Genomic DNA, 15,774 nt, shown 5'->3' with positions numbered 1-15,774 from the left:
TGACATATCACTCAGCGCTCGTCCTCGTTGAATCTGACACCCCAGAGACCACATCCCCACATCAGTGACATCGAAGACACACAAGCGGGAGCTCCCATTTGGGTGGCGGCTCGATTAACTGCCCGACTGGTCAACAGCCTCATCAAGACTAGTGTGAATACGCAATGCTGCAATGAACTCCTGATAAAGGCTGTCACGAGCAAAAAGTTCTAGATGGGTACCCATGTCTCGAACCTGACCGCCTTCCAGGACGACGATCTGGTCGGCATCAAGCACCGTGGACAGGCGATGCGCAATAGTGACCACCGCACCCTGGGTCGACGCAGTAGCAATAACCTGCTGAATCGCTGATTCAGTGGCAGCATCAAGCTGAGCGGTCGCCTCGTCCAACAACAGAACTTCAGGCCGACGCACCAGGGCCCGCGCGACAGCCAGGCGTTGGCGCTCTCCACCCGACAAGTTGGTTTCGGCAACGTTGGCATCCAAGCCTCCGTCAAGGGAACGAATTTTGGCGTCAAGACGCACCGCGACCAACGCTTCCCACGCTTCCTCATCAGTTGCTTCGGGCACGCGAAAGAGCACATTGTCGCACAGTCCCAGGGATCACGGGGGTTTCTTGCTCAACGTAAGCAATACGGGATCGAATATCGTCCAAGCTCAGCTCTTCATATGGGATTCCAGACAGCTCAAGCTTGCCCGATACTGGGTCAATAAAGCGCAGCAGGAGGGAGAAAACCGTAGTCTTTCCTGCTCCCGAAGGTCCGACGAGGGCGACGTGACCACGCCGTGGGATCGTCAGTGTCACACCGCGCACAGCAGGTTCTTGCGCATCGGCGTAGCTTGCTGTGACATTGCGTAGCGCAAGGACAGTAGTGGGGGGGTTAAGTGTCGGCGCGTTGGGAGTAGTAAGGTCGATGGTCTCTGCTCGGCTGGCGGGTTTCATCGAATCAACGGCACCAGTAGGGTTACCAGGGCGAGCAACGTTGCCCAGATCGACGCGACCAGACTGGTCAGCAACACTCGGCGCGCTTGTCTTGCTACGCGCGTGCACGTCCTCGAGCTCAAGATGCGCAGTCTCGCGGATCCGCGCTGCAGCGGCCAAACCCCTTTGCAAGGTCGAGATTGCTCCAGCCAAAGAAACGATCGGGTCGACAATATTGAAGGCGTAGAGCAGGAAAGCAACCAGGGTAGAAACCGCCAACTGCCCCATGGCAACCCTGCCCGCACCCAAGCCTAGGATCACAATGACTGCCAACTGCATCCCACCGCCAGCAACCGTCCACGTCAGTGCCGAGAACCACACAGAACGAATGGCATAGCGAGCAGATTCTTCAGCCTTTTCATTGACGTGCTCAATCTGGCGCACTTCAGCTCGGCTTGATTTGACGGTGCGCATAGCCCGAACCCCACCCTCGAGCCGCGCCCCGAGATGGCCAACCGCATCCTGGGCTCGTTTATCAGCCTTGCCAATCTGCGGCACAAGGACACCAAAAAGGCAGCCGACAATGACGATAGCAACCAGTGTGGTTACCAGCAGTGACCAGTCAAGGATGGCCATGAGGACGATGGTGCCGATCAGTGACACGAAGCCATTGATGAGTTGGATCAGGCTATTGGTGGTTGCTTCGCGTAGTAGCAAAGTATCACTGGTGACCCGGGTGACCAGTTCGCCGGAGCGAAATTTTTGGATTTGTTCGAGTTTGGCGAAGAAAAAGCGTTCAATGAGGCCTCGGCGCGCGTCGAGCACAATATGTTCCGCAAGCCTTCCTATAAGGATGCTCTGCGCCAGGTTCGCGACGATCCCAACGATGAGGATGATGACGAGGACGGCCACCGGCTTTGCGAGGTCAAGGTCAGTTCCTAACGAATCCAGCACCCACTTGGTCACCATCGGAGTCGCCAAGCTGATGGACGTTGCGAATAATCCAAGAAGGACACCCGCTGCCAAGGTGCGGGTATGAGGGCGCGAGTACGACCACAGCAAGGTGATGCCTTCGCGGAACGGGACTGTGGGAGCGCCGTCAGTCGTAATGTCGGTGTGCTGGTCGGCGCTACTCATTCATATCTCCCAGTCATCTGCGGTCAAAGATCGACACAATGCCTTTTGGGGAAGTATGGCATTGGTGGGGGTTATGAGCTTCATGAACCCTGCGCCGACGAAGAACACCAGCTCACCCCGCTCGTGAGCATCAAGGATCTCGTCAGGTAGCTCAATCCACATCAGATCAGAGCCTCCCTGTAACCGTTCATTGAACTCACTGCCCTTGCTGAAGACTCGGCGAAATAGCTTCAAGCAAAAGTTCAACTCGAGCATTCTTTAGGCAACCTGAACTGACCCAGGCTAAATCATCTTGCATCCTTGCGCTCTACTGGTTACGCGCTGTGCAGTCGCACCCGAGTATCTGTCGAATATTGTGCAACTGGTCCAGATAGTTGCACTAAATCCGACTACACCCATGGTGAGACTCACCGCCGATGTGATCAGTACTGTAACAATTCAAATTCCAGCTTGATCGTAGGTTTTCTGTATATGAAGCAACAGTTACCAAACAGATCAACGTGGTCGTGCGCAAAGCGGTATCAACACGCCCTCTTCGATCAGTAAACAATTTCAACGGCTAAAGGAACGGCTAAAAACCATCCCCGTCGGCTCCCCCCACAAACAAAAATTCCCTAGGAAAACCTAGGGAAAGTCTTGGTGGACCTAGCGGGAGGCTTGTCGAAACTTGCCCCAGCGCTGGCGCGGATGGTCGCGAGCCACAGGGCAATTCGGAGGCGTACGTGTCCACCAGGCCCACCGAGGCGGAGCCTCCTTCAGCTGTCTCGACCGGATGAGGCTGCCCTTCAGGAGGCGGAAACTGCGTACCTGTCGGGGCGGTCGTTGAAGGCGGTTGCGAAGGAAGTTGGGATCGGGCATGAGCGGTTGTCACGCCTCCTCCGCGAGCGCGGACTCAGGCTACGAAACCAGTCCCCTACTCGGGAAGAGACTGCTCAGATGAAGGCACGCTACAACGAAGGCATGTCGCTTGAACGCATTGGCGCAGTGCTGGGCTACTCGCCTGGCACTGTCAGGGCCCATCTGCTCGCGGCCCGGGTCGTCATGCGCGACTCGCACGGGCGATAGGCCTGCGTAATCAGGCCGATCCGTCATCGTCGGATCTGCCTTCCATTTCGTCGAACAGTACATCGTGAACGAAAAGGCGGGCTTCGACGCTGAGCGTCCGACCCGAGTGTCGGTGTTCCGCTTACTCGCCGAGGTTGATAGCCACGCCGGAGAGATCGTTCCATCCGTGGTGGACCTCACCGCAGCTGGCTGAAGCATCGTCACAGTGCGACCAGCCTCAACAGCAGGATCCTTGAACGACTGCCCGAGCGGCGTACGCTCCACAACACTCAGCATCTCGGAGTGCTGAGAAACTACTGCCAACAAGCGCGGAGAACCGCGGAACTGGCCGATCTCTTGGCCACCGCCCGCGACTCGACACGGGCGCCAGACGATCGCCCGCTCCCTCGGCAGAACGCGCTGCATCGCTCGGTCGTCAAGCTCCTGATCGAGGACTACGAGGCCGGCGCCTCAAACGTACGAGCTTGCCGAGCGCTACAACGTGCGCCGCAACACCGTCCGAGAGACGCTACGTCGCGCAGGGTTCGACCTCACTGCTAAGGCGAAGCGTGCAGTCCTCAGCGAGGAGCAGAAGGCCAAGGCGCGGCGCCTGTTCGCCAGCAGAGCGACCCGGCGGGAGCTGATGGAGATGTACGGAGTGAGCGAGTCGACGATCCGGCGGGCGCTGCGCCTTCGGCAATGAACAGCACTACTCCTCATGGGAGGGCTCCGAGGTCGTGAAGTCCTCCTTCGTCGTGATGCGGCGCGCCGCCACGAGTGCATGCACTCCAGAAGCGGAACACTCTTGTCGCGATAGTCCTCGCGGACTATCGCGGCTGACCAGAGGCGCGGCTCGAGGAATCCGACCCGCTCCGCCGCATCTGGCTTCCCAGAGCAACTGTCCCAATCTGAGCTTCGATGAGCGGCGGGAACGGAAGCAGCGGAATCCACAGCGCAACTGGTAACACCAGCGGGCGACATCGCTGGGCGCTCTCTGGTTACCTCGGCAGACTGGAAGCATGCATCTTCCACTCCGGGCGCAGGGCGCCACACTGACCGATGAGCAGGCGAAGATCCTCGATGACGAGTTCTTCCTCTCCAACCCGCTCAGTCACTTCTCGTCGCGAGTCTCGATGCTGCTCAAAACCGCTCGATCGAACTACGAGGCGAACCTCGAGAACGAACCGGAGTTCTTCAAGGCCCTTGGTCTCGACAGGGCAGATACGGCACTCAAGTTCGACGCTCGGCACCGCGGGATGGCGATGCGAAGTCCACCTGGCTGGCCATCGCCGACAGCCCAACTCCCATGATCAAGGTCATCGAAGCCAACAAGACGGCGCTCGATGCAGCCCCGCACCGATTCCTCCAGCTGCTCTTCCAGCCCGGCACTGTTGTTGAGGGGCCTGTCGTGGGAGCTGCTGAGACGGCGGTGGCATGGGCGAATCACGCCGTGTGGTTGCTGACAAGCGATGAGCTCTCCATCAACGCAGCACACAACAAGCTCAAGCACGGCCTGGCGACGTCGGCACGCGGAGACGTGCGTATTGAGTTGATCACGACGCCACCGAACGAGGACGGCACGATCCCCACCAGCGCCTTCGGAGGAGGCAAGTCGATACCGCTCTTTGACCGCCCGATGCTCACATATCTCAGTCGGCCGCCCAAGGAGTTGCGGCAAGGCCTGGAAGCGGTCTCCCTTCGCGTCGATCTTCCCGTCGTGCTCGCCGAGACCTGGATGATGGCGAACGTCTACGCCGCGATGTTCCACATCGCTGCCCGCGAGCACTATGGCGAGAGCCTCCCGGAGGGCGTTGCCCCGTACCCCACGCTCGTCGTTGGACGTTTGCCTGAGCACATCATCGGTGGCCGTCCCCTGGGGTATCGGTCAGCGGTGACGTTGCCGCCCGATGGGATGACCGCACCGCGTCCGTCCGGGGTCGCCTTCTTCAAGCAGTTCTGGCCGATGACGGTTGACTTTGAAAGCAAGAGCGAAGGTGTCGTGGTTGACGGGTAGGCGGGCGGCGCAGATCAGTTGAAGTGGAACGTCCGGTACGAACTCCGCACATTGAAGCGCCGACCTTCCTTCAGCCGCTGCAGGAACCCCGCGATGGTATCGACGTCATCCGGTCGCATGCCGAGTGCCCGACACTTCGCACGAACCTGCTCGACAGTGACCGGCGCCCACCGCTCCGGCCGGTTCATCATGTCCGCCTTGAGCTTGTCTTCTTCGTTCCACTTCAGCCCCGACGAGTATCCAGCCGCCATCGCCGCGATGTGCTCGAGAATCCCGTCCACCCCGTTCGGCAATGGCTCATGTCGATCTGTTCGCTCCCTCGACAGGCTCAACGGTGCGACCATGAAACAGTTGGACAGGGTTGGCGTCTTCGATCCACTCCGCCGTCTCGTCCTCATTCCACTCAATGACCGCAAGCGCGTCAGCGTCAACGCCCCACAGGCCATTCAGGTGCATCCGGTTCGGCCAGGCGTAGAGCACACGGCGGCCCGCGAGCGACCCCGTCGAGAAGCCCCTCCATGAGTGATGAGTGACTCCCGATGTCGCCACCAGCCGCTTCAGGATGTCGCTGTGCACCTGCTTCTGCGGCTCAGCGAGAGGTCTCCCCCTCGCTGAGCCGCAAGATCGCGACGGGGAACTGATAGGCGTCGGAAGTCATTGCACATCTCCTCGCTTGGGATCGTGAGACTCACGGTATCCGCAGCCTCCGACAGTCCTCCGATTGGTCAACTGACCCGCCTCAGACCTCTGACGGCCCTCGTCGATGTCGGAGGGTGCGGGAAGAATGGAAGAACAAAAAACCAGTGCTCGTTGATTGAGGTGCCCGAGCGGAAGAGGATTCGACCCCCTCGCCTTCGCAGGAATCCTTGCAGCAACTGTGACTCTCGCAGCCATTCGTCCTTCTTCTGGAACTCGAATTGACAAGAGATCGAGGCATCACATGGAAGCTAATTGGAAACCAAGGCAACACCGCAGTACCAAAACAAACATCCCGAGAATGTTCTGGCAGTACCTATTGGAGACAATCTGGGCGATGGCTGCGGGAGCTTCGGTTAGCTCGCTCGGTTCCTGAGTCAACGATCACACGGCGTCGTTTCCCAGCACGACGTCCTCATCCGGCCGCATCCCAAGTACCCGGAACCTCGTTCGAGCCTGCTCACGAGTGATCGACACCCCGCCCGCAGGTAAAGCGCGGAGAAGCGCGACTCCCAGCAGCGACCCGCCCCAGGCAGTTACGGTCTTTGACGCGCCTTCTGTCGCCTGGGCACGTTGGCGACGGGAACCACTCCGCGACGCTGCCGAAGCAGGTTCTCGCCTTTCTTGTTCTCGCGAACTTCCAGTCGGCTAAGGATCCGATTCTGAGTATCCGGCGTCCAGTAGACCTCGAGGTGCTTCCGAGCCCGCGTAATCGCTGTGTAAAAGATGCTGTGCGAGATGTTCTCTTCGTTGGCTTCCGTGATGACGACTTTCACCGAGTCAAACTCGAGACCCTGTGCCTTGTGGATCGAGACCGCGTAGGCAATCTGGAATGGCACGATGGTCGTCGTCGAGTCATCGTCCTCGTCCGTGTCTGGGCGCTCGATGACGTCGAACTGAACCACGGAGCCTCCGACGACGCGGAGGTTCGAGAGCCTCGCCTCCATCGCTGTCACGTCGCGTCCGAGCCCAAGGTCGACGTCGAAGGTGATCTTCCCGGACACCTGGCTGATCCCGACAATATTGCCCTTCATGTTGTTGAAGATCAGCGGACGGAAGCGATCCGTCTCATTGAAGAGCACCGGATCGCCAACCTTGTAGACAGCTTCACCCCAGAGGTAGGCCGGGTTCGGGTTGCTTGCCTGAAGGAAGCGGTTGACGTTATTGATCCCGTACAAGCCGTCGTAGTTGAGGCAGAGCACGATCTCGTCTGCACCGTGCCGCGTGAAGAGCGACTCCCCCAGTTCCTTGGAGTACTCATTCTTCGACAGCGATTCTTCGATCCGGTCGTCAAGGTCGCGCACGCGATCCCAGAGGGTCAGGAGCGCCTCGTCGGTCGTGCGGAACGGCTGTGTCAGTTCATGCACTGACTCTGGCGGGATGTACGAGCGAATTGTGCCAAACCAGTTCCCGAACTCGATGGACTCGATCTGGTAGACATCACCGACAAGCACCAGCAGATCGAAATCGGTGTTGGCGAGCACCTCGAGGAACGCAGCGTTGCTGACCGTACTGCATTCATCGATGACTACGACATCGAAACGACCCGATGTGTCCCGGTTACCCCGCACATGCTTCGAGATCGTGCTGAAGTGTGCGTTGGGAGCGTCGACGCGGCGCTTCAGGTTGTCGACGGCCGGGTTGGTGTGTGCCAAGAAGAGCTTCCGCTCACTCTCGAAGTAGTTCGCGATGTGGTTGACCATCGTGGACTTGCCGGTGCCTGCAGCTCCGTAGATGAGGGCCACCTTCGAGTGGGCGAAGAGCTTCCGCAGGGCATCAGCCTTGATCTCATCGTCAACCTTCTGCGGATCACCGTCCGGAAGCTTCGCGTTCTCGTCGAGCCATGCGGCGACATCGTCCGCATAGTCATCGATGCCACTCGAGGCGATCTTCTGGAGCTGCTCGATGATCTCTACCGTCCCGTCCTCATACCCCGTGATGAAAACGTGGCCGTTGGCGCGCTGGAGTTTGCGTGGGGCGTGCCGTAGCGTCGGCGGGAGAGCGGCGTTGTAGCACCTGATCAGGTCGTCGATGTCCCCGAGGTCTTCAAGGTCGCCTTCCGGTGTGTAGATCACGCCGTGCTGCTCAACGTTGACGCGTACCCGTCGCGCAAGTAGCTCATGCTTCCTGGTCGAGGAATCGATGCTCGCCGCAAGGTCAGCAAACCTCGGGTTGTGCTTCCGGGGCGACGTACAGAACGGCATGGTGTCGAACGGCCGGCACCCACTCGAGACATTCAGCAAGGAGAGCCACCTACACTGATCAACGTCGTACTGCGCCTTCAGGATCTGGTTGTTCATCCGGAGCATCAGGTAGCGCAGGAGTCGGGTGCCTGGAAGGTTCCGCTGCATGATAGCCCTCGCCGCGTCCAGTGCAGGGAAGATCATCGGCGTCTGCTGAGCGTTGGCGAGGGCCCAGGTCTTCACCTGGTTGTACACCGCGTCTGACGAGTCAATGAGGTCGAGCAGACTGTGACGTGTCAGCGTTAGGTACTGCATCAGGTTGCGGTACTCGACGTGACCTGACTGTACCTTGGTCTGCTGGCCGAGGAGTCGAGCGAAGTTGTCGAACTCGCACGGACGGATCGACACCGACCAGTCGCGCACGATGATGATCGGCATCGTCTGACCAAGTACGTCGATCGAGTCGTTCGCGAGCTCGAGTTTCGCGGCATAGTAGTCGCTCACGTCTATGTCGGTGAAGCCGATGATCCGGTCGAACTTGCTCGTCCGGTTGTGAGCGAGGTTAAAGGTGACCTCGTAGTAGATTCGGCCGCCGACGAAGAACGGGCGAGAGCTGTTGATGTAGTAGCGCTCCGTCTTGCCAGTCAGCAGGTCGTGCTTTGATGCCTCGATGCGACCAGCAATTTTCTCGTAGTACGCACGAAGCGCCGGATCCTCATGAAGCGGGAACTGCTCGAGATTCCGGAGGATGTCCAGGCCAAGGTGCTGCTTCGCGAGGTCACGCGTGCGTAGCAGGTACTCGTAGTACTTGAGCATCAGGCGCTCAGAGGGATCCCGGTCGAGGGTGTAGTGCGAGACGCTGATCTGAAGCAGATTGTGGAAGCGCGTCAGCAGGCGATAACGGGCATCGCCGTTCACTGCGTCCCGCGCGGCATAGAACTGCGTCTCGTAGTTGTACGTGACCGACCGATCTGGAACGTGCGCATAGACGACCAGGCCCTCGACGAGATGGCGCAGGTATTGCAGCAGGTTCTGTGACAGGAACCCGCGGTCGGTCGTGATCACCGAGATGTTCTGGTCGATCGCGTTGCCCGAGTCCAGAACCTGCTGCTCTACCGTTGCCATACCGAACGACCTTCTGACTGGGAGTGCGTCGCTGGCGTGTTGAGCGATCGCGATCGCTTCCAGTGAACGGAGCGTGACCTCACTCGACAGCCTCCTCCAGAGCCAGGATCTGACGTGCGACAGCCGTCAAGTCGCGATTCCCCGCCACGGCCACGTCGATCCCTCCTGTGTAAACATCGTGGTGGTCGCGAGCGGTGAGCTCCCATGTACCGCGAATCGACGTAAGCGAACGATCGGCGACGACCAGCACGATCTCCTCGTCTTCGGACTCATACGTTCCGCGCGGCCTTAGCTCGCCCACATCCAGGTTGAGGTCGACCGAGCCGCCGTTCTTGTAGCTGATCGAGGGCGGGATGTACTGGGTCGCGCTCGGCGTGTAGAACTGGCCCATGTTCGCGTAGTTCGGGATGCCAAGTGAGCGCTGCCTCGGCCCCCATTCGCGCGGCGGATGCGGCAGCTCAAGGTCAGAGAAGTCGTCCGCCCACTCTGGTTCGCTGTAGTCGAACGCAAAGATGTCTCCTTCGAGATGAAGCTTCACCTCGACATCGTGGAAAAACGTCGTCGTCCGGTTCGTAATCCTGACGATGGCCGGGCGAAGCTGGCTTGCTGCGATCTTGGGGAGCGCCGCTGTCCATGCTGCGCGGAACCTCGACTCCCAACGGTCGATCGATTCGAGGTACTCCTCCTCGGAACGTTGCTCAGGCTCCATCAGGGCACTCACTACTGGCGACAAGCCATCGATGGCGGCCCTGTAGGCAGATAGTCCAGCGAGACCAGCTCTCCGAGAACCCGCATCCGTCGCTTGCGGTTCAGGCCTCGGCATCGCATCGATGAGGCGCGCACGCATCCTGCTCAAGTACTCGTCGACGGTGCTTTCCTTGTCGACGGCTACGGACGCAACCTCACCGAGTATCTCAACTGCGAAGTCGACTTCAACCTGCGCTCCTGCCGAGCCACGCTGAATCAGAAGATCGAGCTCTTCGGAGTTTGCTTCTCGTGTCGCACCGTCAGCGCGTATGTAGATGCGCCCGTCTGTGAGCGAGTCACCAGTCGCGCGGCAAGGGAAGGGCGCCTGTCCAAGCTTCGGCGGATCCACGATGATCACGAGCACTTGGTTTGTCGACCCTTCTACCGGCACCCACACGATGTCCCAGCGAGGGCCGGCGGCGCCGACATACTTCTGGATCACCTTCGAGATCTCCATCATCTCGACAGGCGGGATGCCGGTGATAGCGCCCTGCGCCACACCGATGATCATGACGCCGTACCCCTCGAAGGCCGTAGCTGCCACGTCTGGCATACGGTTAGCAGCGCCGAGGATGAACTTGGCGATCTTCTCCTTGTCCTTCTTCGTCGATAGATCAAGCGTGCTCTTCAGCTCAAGGTAGTGACGCTCGGCCAGGTCACCTTGCTCTGCGACGGCTGCCACAAGCGCCTGAGCTGCCAGAACGCCTCGCGGCGCGCGGGTCGTGTCGAGCTCAGGCATCAGTCGGCCTCTCCCTTAGCAAACAGCTCGGCCTGCTCGAGCACCAGTTCAATGGCTTTCGCTTCGGCGTCAGGCGGGTAGTCGTAGCGTGCCAGCAGCCGCCGCACTTTGGTGCGCATGGTGGCGCGCACAGAGTCCTTGAGGTTCCAGTCGATGGTGGCGGACTCGCGAACAGCCTTGACGAGCTTCTGCGCGATTTCCTTGAGTACCTCGTCGCCAAGCTCGAGCACGGCTGCGTCGTTCTGGACGATGGCGTCGTAGAACGCGACCTCGTCCTCGCGAAGCCCGAGCGCATCATGGCGCTTCTGGTCGTCGCGCATCTGCTTGGCGAGCTTCAGCAGCTCCGCGATGATCTCCGCCGTCGTCAGCGACCGGTTCGTGTACCGGTTGATCGCCTCGTCGAGCAGTTCGGAGAACTTCCGTGCCTGCACAAGGTTGGTGCGCTGCACGGTGCGGATCTGGTCGTTGAGCAGGCGCCGCAGCAGCCCCATCTGCAGGTTCGGCTTGTCCTTCTCCGCGAGGGAGTCGAGGAACTCGTCGCTGAGGATCGACAGCTCTGGCGTCTCGACGCCGGCGAGCTTGTAGATGTCGACGACCTGGTCGGCGGCGACGGCCTCGTTGAGCAGCTGCCCGAGCGCGGTGTCGATCTCGACCACCCCGGATCCGCCACGCCCCGAGTCGGGGTTCTGGATCTTGAGAATGGCTGCACGCACGTCGGTAAATAGGCGCACGTCGTTGCGGATCGCCGCAGCCTCGTCACGCGCTCCAGCCAGCGCGAATGCCTTGGCCAACGCGAGCACCTGGTCGTTGAAGCGCTTCGTGCGGTCAGGGTCGGCCATGACGAAGTCGAGCACCTTGGCGTACTCCGCCAAGCGCTGGGAGGCGGTGAGTGACGGCGAGGAGTCGTAGTCGACGCCGTGCAGTAGTCCCCGGATGATGTCGTGCTTCTCCAGCATGGCGGCGACCATCTCGTCGATGGGGACGCCTGCCTGGTCGCGGTCGGAGGGTGAGTACTCCTGGAGCGCCGCCTGCAGGTTGGAGAACACGCCGATATAGTCGACAATGAGGCCGCCGGGCTTGTCTCTGAAGGTGCGGTTGACGCGGGCGATGGCCTGCATCAGCCCTGCACCCTGCATGGTCTTGTCGACGTACATCGTGTGCATGCTGGGCGCATCGAAGCCGGTCAGCCACATGTCTCGGACGATGACGAGTTCGAGCTCGTCGTCGGGGTTCTTCGCCCGGAGCTTGAGGTCTTTGCGGACGTCCTTGGAGTGGATGTGTGGTTGGAACTCGGCCGGGTCGGCAGCCGAGCCGGTCATGACGACCTTGATCTTGCCCTTGGCCGGATCGTCTGAGTGCCAGTCGGGGCGGAGAGCTGTGATCTTCTCGTAGAGGCGCACCGCGATGCGACGGCTCATCGTGACGATCATGCCCTTACCGAGCAGCGCCTCGCGCCGCTTCTCCCAGTGCTCGACGATGTCCCGGGCAATGAGGTCGAGGCGCGAGTCGGCGCCGACGATGGCTTCCAAGCGCGACCAGCGGGACTTCGCTGCCGTGGCCGCGTCCTCTTCGACGGTCTCGGTGATCTCGTCTGCCAGCTCGTCGAGTGCTGCAAGGTCGTCGTCGGACAGATCGATCTTCGCCAGACGCGATTCGTAGAAGATCTTGACGGTCGCACCGTCCTCGACCGCGCGAGTGAGGTCGTAGACGTCGATGTAGTCACCGAACACCGAGCGGGTGGACTTGTCGTTCGATTCGATCGGTGTACCGGTGAAGCCGAGATAGGTGGCACCGGACAGGGCGTCGCGCATGTGCTTCGCCAAGCCCGAGCGCAAGCGTCCGTGACGATCCAGCGTCTCTCCGAAGCCGTACTGGCTGCGATGCGCTTCTTCGGCCACGACGACGACGTTGCGCCGGTCGGTCAGCACTGGGTTGGCATCGCCATCCTCACCGGGGGCGAACTTCTGCAGCGTCGTGAAGACGATGCCGCCCGACGCGCGCTTCAACTTCGTCCGCAGATCGGTGCGAGTCGCGGCCTGTACTGGGGTCTCCGGAAGGATACGAGCAGGGGCGAACGTCTCCCCGAACAGCTGATCGTCCAAGTCGTTGCGATCGGTAATGAACACCAGCGTCGGATTCGCCATCCGGGGATCGCGCATGATCTTCGCGGCGTAGAACACCATTTCGAAGCTCTTGCCCGACCCCTGGGTGTGCCAGACCACGCCACCACGACGATCACCATCAGGCCGGGACGCCTGAACCGTCGACTCGACCGCCGCATTCACCGCCCAGTACTGGTGGTACTTCGCCACACGCTTCACCAGCACCCGCGTCGGCTGCCCAGTGGCCTTGTCGGTGACGGTTTCGTCGCTGAAAACTATGAAGTTCTGCAACAGATCAAGGAACCGCTTCGGCTCGAACACCCCCTTGATCAGCACTTCAAGAGCCGGGCGGTCGCTCACGACCTCGCGGCCCTCGATCGTCTTCCACGGCGCATAGTGTTCGAACGCTCCAGCGTAGCTACTCATCGCCGCCGACGTACCATCGGAGATCACGGTCACGGCGTTCGGCACGAACACGGACGGGATGTCCTGCCGATACGTCTGCACCTGGTTCCACGCCGACTTCAATGTCGCATGCTCGGCAGTCGGGTTCTTCAACTCCAGCAGCGCCAACGGCATAGCATTGACGAGCACCAGCACGTCAGGCCGGCGGTTCTTACCATTCTCGACGATCGTGAACTGGTTGATCGCCACCCAGTCGTTGCTCTCCGGCCGCTCGAAGTCGACCAGCCACAACCTGGTCGTGCGCAGCGCACCGTCGGCGTCCCGATGCTCGACAGGCACGCCCTCGGTGATGAGCTGGTGCAGCCGGTAGTTCTCATCGATCGGGCTCTGCGACCCAGCGCGCCGCACCCGCTTGATCGCTTCGTCGACGAGGGCAGGGGAAGTCCCCGGATTGATACGCCTGATCGCGTCACGCAGCCGCTCCCAGAGGAACACCTCCTCATAGGAGTCCCGCTCCGCGCCCGGCTCGCCAGGAGCGATGTCCGGACCGTGCAGGGTGCGGTAGCCCAGCTCCGCGAAGTACTCCAACGCAGCCAGCTCGACGGTGTTCTCGTTGAACGCGCTCACGATGCAACCTCCAACGTCGATTCATCTACCCAGCGCGCCAGCACACTGAGCGCCGCCAAGTACTCCAGCGCTTCCTGCTCTGGCATCTCCCGGTCAGCCTCATGCGCAAGCGGGTTACGGATACCAGCAAACACACCCTCGGCCAACATGCGAGCACCACGCTGCACCGACTTGAAGGTCTTACTGCCGTCATCCGGCATACGGTGCAGACGCGGATTCTTCGCAGCAGCGGGCTGTTCGCTAAACGCCTGGTTGAATAGGTCTGTCTCGCTCACATCACGGCGACCAAGCTTGTTCTGCGTCTCAGCATTCAGCTTGCGGATCGTGCCCTCAACTGCTGCGCGGTAGTGCCCTGACTGCCACAATGACGAAGCACCGCCCCAGACCCACGGATGCAGATTAGCAGCCGACAACTCCGGGGCATTGTCGCCAAGGTTCTTGCGGATCTCTTCGTCTCTCGCGAGAGCTTCGCGGGCTCGTATAGCAGCCATTCGCATCGGCAGCCACTCGCTGTCTCTGTCACCAGGCTGAACCAGCTTGTCGCGCCAGCCCTGATCAGCACGATCGAGGATTCGCTCGACGACTTCCCATTGTTTCGTCAGTGTCTCACTATCAGCGACAGTAACTCGCAGCGAGTAGAAACCTTCTCCCTGGATTCGCATCTCGGACAACTTGATGAACTTGTCCAGTTCCTCGAGCGCCCAGTCGATATTCAGCACATTCATGCCGCCCATCCTTCGCCGCGGACGCGCATGCGACCGGAGAGCAGTTCGGGGAGGAGCGCGTCGCGAAGGGAGGTCAGACGATCCGACTCAATGCGGAGACTCTCCGCCCGCATCAGCAACGCGAACGTCGACTGTTTCACTTCCGGCGCAGCGCTAATGGGCGCGGTTTTCTTGGGGCGCCAAGTCGGCGAAATTCCTTCAGGAAAAACCAGACTCGCGGACTCTCCATCGTCGATTACTTCCACAAGGTCCTCGGGAGCAACTGCTCCACCCTCGCGTACGTCCTCAGATATCAACACATTGACAACGATCGCGGTAGGCAGCCATCCAGGCTTTTTTAGGTCATTAAAATCACCAGATTTACGCGCCGATTGCGAGATTGCGGACCAAGGGAACCCATTTCTAACAAACTCTGCTATCTCACGGCTGCGAGCTTCATTATGCCGACGCTGAACGCCTAGATCGGACTTTCTTGAACCGCTACGCTCCGAAGAGCGACGATGGATGGCGCAAAGAGCGCGCAGCTGGGACGCCTTTATCGATGTGACATAAAAATGTTCTGAGGGTCGCCGTCGGTGGGCTTTGGGGCCAAACTTTACGTCCTCCCAGGCATCAAGCCACTGTCTCACACGAAGCGCAGGTACAGTTGTACGTTTGGTGGCCTCCATGCTCTCATCCTACCTGGTACGCTGCTTAGCCATCGTGAGAACGGTTACCCACCGGACGTGGCTTATCGCAAAGATGAATCTCGTAACAAGTCCAGCACACGCCGCTAAGGAGATCGCATGTTCCTTGCGTGAACGTGCGCCCGGTCATATCCGCGCAAAACCACCATCTGACGCGGGAACCGCCCAGATGCACGGTGGTATCAGCGAGTTGATCGTAGATGACAAAGACGATGTCATCAGCGGCATTCAACCCATTTGCCGGGTGAGGCGTGGTAGGAGGTCGTCAACGCTGATGTGATTGGCTTTGCCTCGGTGCGGTTCGCAGTACAGAAAGTACGCCACTCCACCGGCTAAACGCCATTCGATAAGACTCCCCCACAAACAAAAATTCCCTAGGAAAACCTAGGGAAAGTTTTGGTGGAGCTAACGGGACTCGAACCCGTAACCCCCTGCTTGCAAAGCAGGTGCGCTACCAATTGCGCCATAGCCCCAGGAGGTTTTTAGGCCTCAGGGTTGTCCGTGATGGACGTCCACAGTTGCGCATTGTCGGACAGGTCTTGCACCACTTGGCGGATCACCAGGCCCACGGCCACGGCAGATCCGACGGCAACTAGGGTTGCGACCCACTTCTTCATGGCGT

At 60.2% G+C, this 15,774-nt stretch carries 15 protein-coding genes and 1 tRNA gene; 4 read left to right on the top strand and 12 right to left on the bottom strand.

Features of this window, described 5'->3' with window-relative positions; all coding sequences use genetic code 11:
- Nucleotides 1-114: 114 nt before the first annotated feature.
- From G439_RS12860 to G439_RS12645, 3 genes are read right to left on the bottom strand one after another with little or no spacing between them, the layout of a single operon-like run.
- Complete coding sequence (locus G439_RS12860) at nucleotides 115-570, bottom strand: ATP-binding cassette domain-containing protein (RefSeq protein WP_207382280.1); 456 nt, start codon at nucleotides 568-570, stop codon at nucleotides 115-117.
- A complete protein-coding gene (locus G439_RS11780) occupies nucleotides 554-2,059 on the bottom strand; it encodes an ABC transporter ATP-binding protein (RefSeq protein WP_207382279.1) in 1,506 nt (501 codons plus the stop codon). The genes G439_RS12860 and G439_RS11780 overlap by 17 nt, the downstream gene beginning before the upstream one ends.
- Complete coding sequence (locus G439_RS12645; protein WP_165544536.1) at nucleotides 2,060-2,221, bottom strand: hypothetical protein; 162 nt, start codon at nucleotides 2,219-2,221, stop codon at nucleotides 2,060-2,062. It abuts the gene before it with no gap.
- Nucleotides 2,222-2,995: 774 nt separating this feature from the next.
- Between G439_RS12645 and G439_RS12855 the strand changes: the two genes are divergently transcribed.
- From G439_RS12855 to G439_RS0109060, 4 genes are all read left to right on the top strand, one after another.
- Nucleotides 2,996-3,124 carry a sigma factor-like helix-turn-helix DNA-binding protein gene (locus G439_RS12855; protein ID WP_131333609.1) on the top strand — a complete coding sequence of 43 codons (129 nt, stop codon included), beginning with the start codon at nucleotides 2,996-2,998 and terminating at the stop codon, nucleotides 3,122-3,124.
- A 64-nt stretch (nucleotides 3,125-3,188) separates the two neighbouring features.
- Nucleotides 3,189-3,317, top strand: coding sequence for a hypothetical protein (locus tag G439_RS12850; protein ID WP_022868868.1), 129 nt, complete (start codon nucleotides 3,189-3,191; stop codon nucleotides 3,315-3,317).
- 805 nt (nucleotides 3,318-4,122) lie between these two features.
- Nucleotides 4,123-4,413, top strand: coding sequence for a hypothetical protein (locus tag G439_RS0109065; RefSeq protein WP_022868866.1), 291 nt, complete (start codon nucleotides 4,123-4,125; stop codon nucleotides 4,411-4,413).
- Nucleotides 4,410-5,117, top strand: a complete 708-nt coding sequence (locus tag G439_RS0109060) for a hypothetical protein (RefSeq protein WP_022868865.1) — start codon at nucleotides 4,410-4,412, stop codon at nucleotides 5,115-5,117. Before G439_RS0109065 ends, G439_RS0109060 begins: the two co-directional genes overlap by 4 nt.
- Nucleotides 5,118-5,131: 14 nt before the next feature.
- Here the strand turns inward: G439_RS0109060 and G439_RS12715 are convergent, their stop codons facing one another.
- From G439_RS12715 to G439_RS12810, 9 genes are all read right to left on the bottom strand, one after another.
- A complete protein-coding gene (locus tag G439_RS12715) occupies nucleotides 5,132-5,398 on the bottom strand; it encodes a hypothetical protein (protein ID WP_207382278.1) in 267 nt (88 codons plus the stop codon).
- A gap of 16 nt (nucleotides 5,399-5,414) precedes the next feature.
- Nucleotides 5,415-5,666 (bottom strand): hypothetical protein, encoded by a 252-nt coding sequence (locus tag G439_RS12710; RefSeq protein WP_207382277.1) that lies wholly within the window; start codon nucleotides 5,664-5,666, stop codon nucleotides 5,415-5,417.
- Nucleotides 5,667-6,349: 683 nt separating this feature from the next.
- Nucleotides 6,350-9,121 carry an ATP-dependent DNA helicase gene (locus G439_RS0109050; protein ID WP_022868862.1) on the bottom strand — a complete coding sequence of 924 codons (2,772 nt, stop codon included), beginning with the start codon at nucleotides 9,119-9,121 and terminating at the stop codon, nucleotides 6,350-6,352.
- A 79-nt stretch (nucleotides 9,122-9,200) separates the two neighbouring features.
- Nucleotides 9,201-10,607, bottom strand: coding sequence for an RNA-binding domain-containing protein (locus G439_RS0109045; RefSeq protein WP_022868861.1), 1,407 nt, complete (start codon nucleotides 10,605-10,607; stop codon nucleotides 9,201-9,203).
- Entirely contained in the window at nucleotides 10,607-13,741 is a 3,135-nt protein-coding gene (locus G439_RS0109040; protein ID WP_022868860.1) for a type I restriction endonuclease subunit R, read from the bottom strand. The genes G439_RS0109045 and G439_RS0109040 overlap by 1 nt, the downstream gene beginning before the upstream one ends.
- On the bottom strand, nucleotides 13,738-14,466 hold the full coding sequence (locus G439_RS0109035) for a TIGR02391 family protein (RefSeq protein ID WP_022868859.1): 729 nt from the start codon (nucleotides 14,464-14,466) through the stop codon (nucleotides 13,738-13,740). The genes G439_RS0109040 and G439_RS0109035 overlap by 4 nt, the downstream gene beginning before the upstream one ends.
- Nucleotides 14,463-14,765, bottom strand: coding sequence for a restriction endonuclease subunit S (locus G439_RS0109030; protein ID WP_022868858.1), 303 nt, complete (start codon nucleotides 14,763-14,765; stop codon nucleotides 14,463-14,465). Before G439_RS0109030 ends, G439_RS0109035 begins: the two co-directional genes overlap by 4 nt.
- 784 nt (nucleotides 14,766-15,549) lie before the next feature.
- A tRNA-Ala gene (locus G439_RS0109025) sits at nucleotides 15,550-15,625 on the bottom strand.
- A gap of 9 nt (nucleotides 15,626-15,634) precedes the next feature.
- A complete protein-coding gene (locus tag G439_RS12810; RefSeq protein WP_022868857.1) occupies nucleotides 15,635-15,769 on the bottom strand; it encodes a DLW-39 family protein in 135 nt (44 codons plus the stop codon).
- Nucleotides 15,770-15,774: the final 5 nt, after the last annotated feature.

Source organism: Schaalia vaccimaxillae DSM 15804 (assembly GCF_000420425.1).
GTDB classification, from domain to species: domain Bacteria; phylum Actinomycetota; class Actinomycetes; order Actinomycetales; family Actinomycetaceae; genus Pauljensenia; species Pauljensenia vaccimaxillae.
Note: the sequence above shows the minus strand (reverse complement) of the source record. Positions and strands in the feature narration are given on the sequence as shown.

Bases quoted from the DNA above. Each gene is read 5' to 3' on its own strand.
- G439_RS0109060 (WP_022868865.1), top strand. From the start codon at position 4,410: ATGATCAAGGTCATCGAAGCCAACAAGACGGCGCTCGATGCAGCCCCG.
- G439_RS12645 (WP_165544536.1), bottom strand. From the start codon at position 2,221: ATGTGGATTGAGCTACCTGACGAGATCCTTGATGCTCACGAGCGGGGT.
- G439_RS0109050 (WP_022868862.1), bottom strand. From the start codon at position 9,121: ATGGCAACGGTAGAGCAGCAGGTTCTGGACTCGGGCAACGCGATCGAC.
- G439_RS0109045 (WP_022868861.1), bottom strand. From the start codon at position 10,607: ATGCCTGAGCTCGACACGACCCGCGCGCCGCGAGGCGTTCTGGCAGCT.
- G439_RS12855 (WP_131333609.1), top strand. From the start codon at position 2,996: ATGAAGGCACGCTACAACGAAGGCATGTCGCTTGAACGCATTGGCGCA.
- G439_RS12810 (WP_022868857.1), bottom strand. From the start codon at position 15,769: ATGAAGAAGTGGGTCGCAACCCTAGTTGCCGTCGGATCTGCCGTGGCC.
- G439_RS0109065 (WP_022868866.1), top strand. From the start codon at position 4,123: ATGCATCTTCCACTCCGGGCGCAGGGCGCCACACTGACCGATGAGCAG.
- G439_RS11780 (WP_207382279.1), bottom strand. From the start codon at position 2,059: ATGAGTAGCGCCGACCAGCACACCGACATTACGACTGACGGCGCTCCC.
- G439_RS0109035 (WP_022868859.1), bottom strand. From the start codon at position 14,466: ATGAATGTGCTGAATATCGACTGGGCGCTCGAGGAACTGGACAAGTTC.